The sequence below is a fragment of the Novosphingobium sp. genome, assembly GCF_032093395.1.
Taxonomy (GTDB): domain Bacteria; phylum Pseudomonadota; class Alphaproteobacteria; order Sphingomonadales; family Sphingomonadaceae; genus Novosphingobium.
Window position 1 is genome coordinate 21,193 of sequence record NZ_DAMDBA010000063.1, and the last position, 7,084, is coordinate 28,276.

9 protein-coding genes are annotated in these 7,084 nt (G+C 62.1%); 4 read left to right on the forward strand and 5 right to left on the reverse strand.

Annotated features, from left to right (window positions below; all coding sequences use genetic code 11):
* Positions 1-66: 66 nt before the first annotated feature.
* From RT424_RS18055 to RT424_RS18070, 4 genes are read right to left on the reverse strand one after another with little or no spacing between them, the layout of a single operon-like run.
* Complete coding sequence (locus RT424_RS18055) at positions 67-657, reverse strand: GntR family transcriptional regulator (RefSeq protein WP_313441034.1); 591 nt, start codon at positions 655-657, stop codon at positions 67-69.
* Positions 654-1,523: a phytanoyl-CoA dioxygenase family protein gene (locus RT424_RS18060; RefSeq protein WP_313441036.1), complete on the reverse strand. Its 870-nt coding sequence runs from the start codon at positions 1,521-1,523 to the stop codon at positions 654-656. Before RT424_RS18060 ends, RT424_RS18055 begins: the two co-directional genes overlap by 4 nt.
* A complete protein-coding gene (locus RT424_RS18065) occupies positions 1,513-2,151 on the reverse strand; it encodes an acyl-homoserine-lactone synthase (protein ID WP_313441038.1) in 639 nt (212 codons plus the stop codon). Before RT424_RS18065 ends, RT424_RS18060 begins: the two co-directional genes overlap by 11 nt.
* A 54-nt stretch (positions 2,152-2,205) precedes the next feature.
* Positions 2,206-2,979: a LuxR family transcriptional regulator gene (locus tag RT424_RS18070; RefSeq protein ID WP_313441040.1), complete on the reverse strand. Its 774-nt coding sequence runs from the start codon at positions 2,977-2,979 to the stop codon at positions 2,206-2,208.
* Between the two features lie 206 nt (positions 2,980-3,185).
* On the opposite strand from RT424_RS18070, the gene RT424_RS24565 reads away from it, so the two are divergent.
* Complete coding sequence (locus RT424_RS24565) at positions 3,186-3,419, forward strand: transcriptional regulator domain-containing protein (protein WP_409521533.1); 234 nt, start codon at positions 3,186-3,188, stop codon at positions 3,417-3,419.
* Positions 3,420-3,534: 115 nt separating this feature from the next.
* On the forward strand, positions 3,535-3,993 hold the full coding sequence (locus RT424_RS18075; RefSeq protein WP_313441050.1) for a DNA -binding domain-containing protein: 459 nt from the start codon (positions 3,535-3,537) through the stop codon (positions 3,991-3,993).
* Between the two features lie 85 nt (positions 3,994-4,078).
* On the opposite strand, the gene RT424_RS18080 is transcribed toward RT424_RS18075, so the two are convergent.
* Positions 4,079-4,744, reverse strand: a complete 666-nt coding sequence (locus RT424_RS18080) for a heavy metal-binding domain-containing protein (RefSeq protein ID WP_313441042.1) — start codon at positions 4,742-4,744, stop codon at positions 4,079-4,081.
* Positions 4,745-5,383: 639 nt separating this feature from the next.
* Between RT424_RS18080 and RT424_RS18085 the strand changes: the two genes are divergently transcribed.
* Positions 5,384-6,424 (forward strand): ArdC family protein, encoded by a 1,041-nt coding sequence (locus RT424_RS18085; RefSeq protein WP_313441044.1) that lies wholly within the window; start codon positions 5,384-5,386, stop codon positions 6,422-6,424.
* The gene (locus tag RT424_RS18090; protein WP_313441046.1) at positions 6,421-6,828 is read left to right on the forward strand and encodes a DUF2958 domain-containing protein; all 408 of its coding nucleotides are present in this window, start codon (positions 6,421-6,423) and stop codon (positions 6,826-6,828) included. Before RT424_RS18085 ends, RT424_RS18090 begins: the two co-directional genes overlap by 4 nt.
* Positions 6,829-7,084: the final 256 nt, after the last annotated feature.

Sequence of the window (7,084 nt, forward strand, 5' to 3'; positions counted from 1 at the left end):
GATTTTATGATCCTGTATCGAATATTGGAAACGTATATTTGAAATATAGGAAGAATATTATCTGTCTTAACGGGCTTTCTGAAAAATAGTGTTTATTATCTTCGGTACAATCGCCAGTCTCGCCTTGTGGTATTGTTGGATGAGCATTCTGGTTGATATGGAGCGTTGCCGAAACGCAGTGGCGATGCCTCCAATCTCGTCGGCCGCGCCATCCAGTATGTTCGATTCGACTTGGCGCACATAGGCAAGTCGCGCGTTCGCTGATGCAACTTGGCTGACTATCTCGCCGCTACCCGAGGATGCCGCGATGGATGCAAACAGGTCGGCGGCGTCGATCGGTGCAACATGGTGCCCGTTTGGCGGCTCCGATCTGTGGCTCAGGCGCAGGGCAGTTCGCGCCAATACCTCGTTCCAGCGATAAAGATCGCGCAGACCGATCTCGTTAAGCGCAGGGACGTGGAAGCCGTCGCTGGCCCGCGTTTCGATCAGGCGCTCTCCTGCCAACCGGTTCAAGGCATCGCGGATCGGCGTAGCGCTACTGCTCAGTTCCAGCGCGAGCCGTGCAGGCTCCAGTCTCGCACCGGGTGCGAAGGAGCCGGTCGCGAGGGAGCCTTTGAGACTGTCGTAAACCCGTTCGGCCGTGGTGCCGGCGTTCACGACAGTAGCTTTCGGCCGGCAGGAATGCCGGTACATCTGTCGAAGCATGGCGGATCATTGAGAGCGAACTCGGCCGCGTTCTGTGGATCGAGCAGGACGGATGGGCATTGCCCTTCGAAACCGCCGAGCGAGGTAAGCTGTCGCCGGTAGCCTAGCAGTGCTGCAAGTTCAGGCGAGAAACTGCGAGCCAGCTCCGGCGGATAGGCAAGCCAAGGACTCTCAGTTGGTTTCAGCCAGTCAAGACAATAGCCGATCGTTATGGACCGGCTGATGGCTTCGGAGCCGTTGGCGCCGGCGCTGTGAAGTGTGGAACCGAGGTAAAGCAGCGCGTCGCCGGGCTCCAACTCGACGCTGATTCCATTCGATTGTATGGCGGGCTCGAGGTCATCGCTGCCGTGACTGCCGGGCCAGATACGCATCGCGCCGTTTTCCGCGCGGCTCGGCGTCAGCGGCCAGAGGACGTTGACGCAATACTCGAATTTGTTGTCGCAGCCCCTCCACATGAGCTGTTCGCGAAACGGAATTTCGGCCCGTTCTCCAGGATGCCTGGCAATGCCTTCCGCAAGGCTCAACTGTACCGTGCGCGCTCCACGGATCAGAATATTCTCGACCACGTTGAGGATTAGGCCATGTCTGACGAGCTGCTCGGTCGCCGGTGCTCGGATCAGCAGGCGCCAGATCCTCTTGATCCGGCTCAATTCGGGGTCGCTGCTCTCGAACGGCGCAGATGCGAAGTGGGCGAAGAGGGAGCGGTCGATTGACGCGGTCGCGCCCGCCGGCACGGCGCCAGGCACGACGCAATAACCGGTCGTCGTAAGCTCTTCGCAAATCCGTACCGCCTCACGAGGCATCGGCTCAGTGAACATGGCACGTTTCCGCATCTTCGCTGCGCTTAGGTGCAGGCGCGCAAATTCCGGCACGCTCGAGCAACGTCGGGGTGTCCTCGTCGATTTCGATAAGCATGGCCCCGTGTAACTTGCCGTACATGACCTTGGGAACGCCAAGGGGGCGGCAGTGCCAACCGAACGTCAGGACCTGGCGTAGCCAGGGTAGTTCGGCGACCCCGGTGTAGCGTTCGATGCCATGGGCGAGCGCGAAGGCGACGAGCGCGTGCACGAGCTCGTTTCTAGCCTCGCGCCTCTCGGTTGCCATCGATCGGCGCTCAAGGCAAAATCGTGAGATCTCCATCGTCGTGGGCCCCTGCGGAATGGCTTCGTCACATAGGGCAGGGAACATGGTGCCGAGAATATGTGGTTTGGTCGTCGGCAGGAGCCGGGCCGATGCGCGATGGGCGCCATTCTCGTCGGAAAGCACCACGTACATCGCCGCTTCGTTGTCGAACTGGTCGAGCTCGAACCGACCTGCGAGGGCCGGCATGTCCCAGCGCAGAAGATCGATGAAGACGCGTTTGCGCGCCTCGAACATGTTTCGAAGGACCGTGTGCTCGCTCGTCCGGGACGAACGGCTCGAAAGGTTGGAAAGGCAATGGATCACCGCGAACCTCCTTTGAAATGGTTCGCGAGTGTGGTCTCGAGATATACCCCGGCGCTATGCACGGTTCCGTGTATAGGCGCCGCAGGGCACCTCGGGGTAACTGATCACTCCGCTCCGACAAGCGAGGAAAGCCAGCAATGGTCTGTTCAGCGCCCCCAGTCTCCTGCCCGCGTCGTTGAGATGCCGCCGAACCGTCTGATGGCTGATGCCAAGGATGATTCCGGTTTCGAGGTCGGTCTTGCCGGCCATCATCCAGATCAGGCACTCGCGCTGGCGCTCGGTCAGCAGCGGGGAGTTGATGCACTCCATGACGTCTGCAAGGCCGACCAGCCGGCGTGCGGCCGCGAAGACTTCGGGCGCTATCAGCCGGGCGAGAACCAGGCCGTCTTCGTCGAGCGGCCGCCCGGGAACCGTGGCGAAGGTGCACGATCCATGGAATTCGCCCGGAACGTTGGAGGGCACCGTAAACCCATCATAGACGCCGTGCCGCCTCGCAAGGTCGAGGAAGCGTTCGTCGTTAGTGCTGTATTCCACGAATTCTGCAGCTTCGCGCCAGAGGAAAGGGTTCTGCGTGCGCTGCGAAGCCCGGTGGACGAAGTCCTTGCCGAAAAAGCCGTTGCGGTCGTAAAACTCGATCCAGGCTTCCGGATAGTTGAGAAGCCGGAACGCCTGCGGCTTGCCGCTTCCCCAATCGATATGGTGGCCGATTGCGTAGTAGTCGCACCCGACTGCCCGGGTAATCTTGTCGAGGACCAAGTTGAGCTCCTCAAGATTTTCGGTTGCCTTGACGACCTCCTTGAATTTTCGATACGCAGTGTTCACGCCCATAGGCCGACACGGCTCGCCGCGGCGTCTCAAGCCGCCAGGACGCGTCGAGCCGTCCTTTCTGCTTTGGGGCGAGACCGCTTCGGGTCCTCATTCCCTCCGCGATCCGCGTTTCTACCTGCTAAGGAACCTATCAAAACGCGCATCGGAGACAATGTGATTTGCGTCACATGGTTGTCACATTCGCGGGTTCCGGCTGTCAGAGTCTCATGACGCCTGACCGGGATAGGGGGGCGGATTGGCGCGATTCCTCGCCATATTGCAGCTTGGCCAAGCTCGACCGTGCTGCCCTCATGTGGGAGTGGCTGCGCCGCGATCCTGCCTATGCGGCTTGGTATGCGTGCGCGAGCGAAGCAACGCGAGGAGGAACTGACGGGGAGGTGACCCGAAAATGGGGGCTTCACTTTCGCCGAAGACCCCGCAGTCGGCGCCTGCGGGGCTAAGCTTATCTGGAGTGCCGAACTCGATTGCAGCACATTGCAGGTCGAGGCATTTGCCGCGCCCCGGGGCGATCCGGATGCCATCGACCCGTTCTGGTTTCGCTCCTGGCTGGATTCTGTGACTGGGGCAGACGGGTGCGAGCACGCCGTTCTTGCAGAAGGGCGGTGCCGGATAAGGCTCGATGTAACAAGCGGGTCGCTGCGGGGCGGCCCGGTCGTCCTGCACTACAGGTTGTCAGGCGTCAGCGCTCTGCGTTCACGGATCCTGCCGCTTCGCCAATTGCTGGCGCTGTGTACCCACAGGCGATTTGTGATGTCGCTGTTTCCGCCCGATCCGAGAATGGAACGCTTCGTCGATGCCCTCAGAGTGCACGATGCACTGAGCGACGGCGCAAGCGCCGCTCAGATCGTCGAGGCTTTCTACGGGGCCGAGCGCGCTGTGCAGGACGCCGACTTCGGTTCGAACTCCTTGAAATCGCGGATCCGCCGCCTCGTCCGCGAAGCGCGGGCGATGGCAGCGGGGAAATATCGCTCGCTATTGGGGGAAAAAGGCCGCATGAGGGCCCGTCCCCTTTGATGGCGCTGCCGATTTCCGCAGCGGTGCTTACCGAGGGTTGCGCGATGGTCAGCCGCCGCGCGCCATGTGTGCCGGCCGAGCCGAGTTAGTCGTCTTCGAAATCGCCGGCCAGCCAGCGCGAGATTTCCTGGGCACGGGCCAGCGATGCCTCGAACTTGCCGAACCTTTCCATCACGTCCTCGTCGAGAACGTCATCGAGGTTGCCGATCCGGACAGCCGTCCCCTGCATGTTGACGGTCGCTGCGTTGTTGGCGGTCGTGCCGTAGTCGATGTCGACCCCGATGATGCAGTTTGCGCCCATGGCGATTGCCTTGGTAACGAGGATCGAGCGGGCTGTGGCTTCGCCGCTGTTGACCTTGAAGGCCATGCCGGTGGCGGTATTGGTTGCGCCGAACATGTCGGAAAAGCCCTGGCTGAGCTCGCTGAACAATCCCGTGCCGACCGTGACGTTAGCAGTGACCATCGATTTTACCTTGCAGTCGGCGCCAGGTGGCACCTGCGAGATCGTCATCATCGGAAAGTCGACGACGTTTGCCGTCATGAAATCCTGGCATTGCTGTCGCTCGGCCTTCAGATTCAGGATTGCAGTTTCATACTCCGACTTGCCGCACTTCTCGCACATATCTGCGTAGTGCGTACCGGCCACGAAGTTGAGAATGCCGACCTGTTTAGGACCGTATCGACGGTTGGGCCCTTTGATTATGCCGCCACTGGTGATTTCCGCCCCGCAATTTCCGCACGTGTCGCTCATGTAACCCCCTGATTTTTCGATCTAGGTTCATGTCGCGGGCGGTGGCAGCATGCAAGAGGGCGCACCTTGTTCCATATGTGTTCCATTATCGGTGGACGGGACGGACCCACCTTCAGCGCAATGCTATGTTCCCAAACCAGGCAAGCACGGCAAAGCACTGCCGGGGCGCCTCACGCCGGCGGCGTGACCGCGCTCTATGCCTATGCGCTGAAGGGCTGATCGCCCTCGCTTCAGCGCATAGCGCACCGAGCCCCTCGCAAGCTTGAGGGTCTCGGCCTTCGGTGGCGATCGCTGGCGCTCAAGGAGGAACTGGGGTCGGCGGAGCATGCTCCGCCTCGATGCGGACGCACGCAGGCTTCGCCTGCGCGCGGCGTCCATGGTGAGCCTCTCCCGATGAAAGTCGGGGTGCGGGCTCGACAACCGTCTGGACCCGCCATCGTCCCCTGCAAGCCGCTCCTTCGTCGCGGCTCCTCCACTCGCGTTCCGGCCCTTGCCACCCCGATCCCTGGAGGATCGGGGGCCCGGCTGCGGGTGCAGGCGCCGCTTGCCGCGGGCCCTGTCGGTCGTCCGGGCCGCCCACCCCCCGCCTTTTTCGGGGGAGGCCCATGGTGGGTTTTTGGGCAGTGCAGGAGGTGAGACATGCGCAGCAATCGCAAGGTCCCGCAATGCGCGAGGACGCAATCGGATCAGAATGGGAATGGCGGTGCATCAAACCGGGCCTCGCTCTACGACGAGGTCACGGCCCGGATCATTGCCGAACTGGAAGCAGGCCGGGTGCCATGGGTACAGCCTTGGAGCAGCGAGGTCGCAGCGGGTGGTTCACCCGTCGCAGGACTCCCGGTCAATGCCCTGACTCGCCGGGCCTATTCCGGAATCAATGTGCTCATCCTTTGGGGATCGGTGATCGCGGGCGGCTGGGCCTCGCAAGGCTGGCTGACCTTCAAGCAGGCGCTGGCCGCTGGCGGCAATGTCCGCAAGGGCGAGCATGGCACGCAAGTGGTCTACGCCGACCGTTTCACCCCCGAAGCGGAAAAGGAGCGGGCGCGGAAATGCGGCGGGGATGCCCGGTCGATCGCCTTCCTGAAGCGCTTCACAGTCTTCAATGTCGCACAGTGCGAAGGCCTGCCGGATGATTTCCTTGGCTCGCCGGTTGCCCTGCCAGAACGCGAAATCGTGCCCGTGGCAGAAGCCGTCATTGCCGCAAGCGGGATCGAATTTCGCATCGGCGGCACGAAAGCATTCTATTCGCCCGGTCAGGACTTCATCCAAGTGCCGCCGCAGCAGGCCTTCCACGATCAGGTGAACTTCTACCGGACCGCGCTGCACGAGCTGACCCACGGAGTCGGCCATAGTTCGCGTCTCAACCGTAATCTGACGGGTGCCTTCGGTTCCAAGGACTATGCCCGCGAGGAAATGGTTGCCGAGATGGGGTCGGCTTTCCTGTGCGCTTCGCTCGGGATCGTGCCGACTGTTCGCCATGCTGACTACATAGGGGTGTGGCTCGAGGTGCTGCGCGAGGACAACCGCGCCATCTTCCGCGCGGCCAGCATGGCGAGCAAGGCGGCGGAATGGCTCCTTACCCGCTATGAGGCATCGCTTCCCGACAAGGGGCGGATTCCCTTCGCCGAGGAATTGGACAGCGCTGGCCCGCCTGCGAATGAGGGGAGGGCCAAGGCATGACCCCCCTCATTCGCCGCGCGACGCGCGCCATGCTCAGTGCCAACTTCGAGCATTGCATGGCCAATCCGAAGTTCGATCCGCTCCCGCTGGTGCGACTGTTCAACCCGATGGGCCGGGCGGTCTGGCTGATTACCGAACTCTATGCCGACGGCGACACCCTGTTCGGGCTGGCTGATCTTGGTTTCGGGTGCCCGGAACTCGGCATCTGCTCGCTTCGCGAAATCGAGGCTATCCGCTTGCCCATGGGGCTTACCATCGAGTGCGATCTCGGCTTTTCCACCCGGCACCGCCTGTCGGTCTGGGCCGAGGCATCGCGCCTTGCGGGATCGATCCCCGATGCCGCTCTACTGCTGGACCGCCTCACGCGCGAGGACCCGTCCGCCATCAGGCTTTCGCCCCGCTGAGGGAGAAAACGCTGGCGGGCGTCTCCCGCCGATTTAAGCCGGTCCGCCCGACCATTCCACCTGAAGGACGGACCGGCACTCACATATGGAGTGCTACCATGAAACTCGAATTTATCGCGCTCGGCAACCTTGCCGTCAGCAAATCCAACATGCGCTATGCGCGCAAGGCTCCCGACGTGTCGGACATCTTGCCGACCGTCAGGGCGCGCGGCGTACTGCAGCCCGTTCTCGTCCGGCCCGGCTGTGAAGCTGGCCA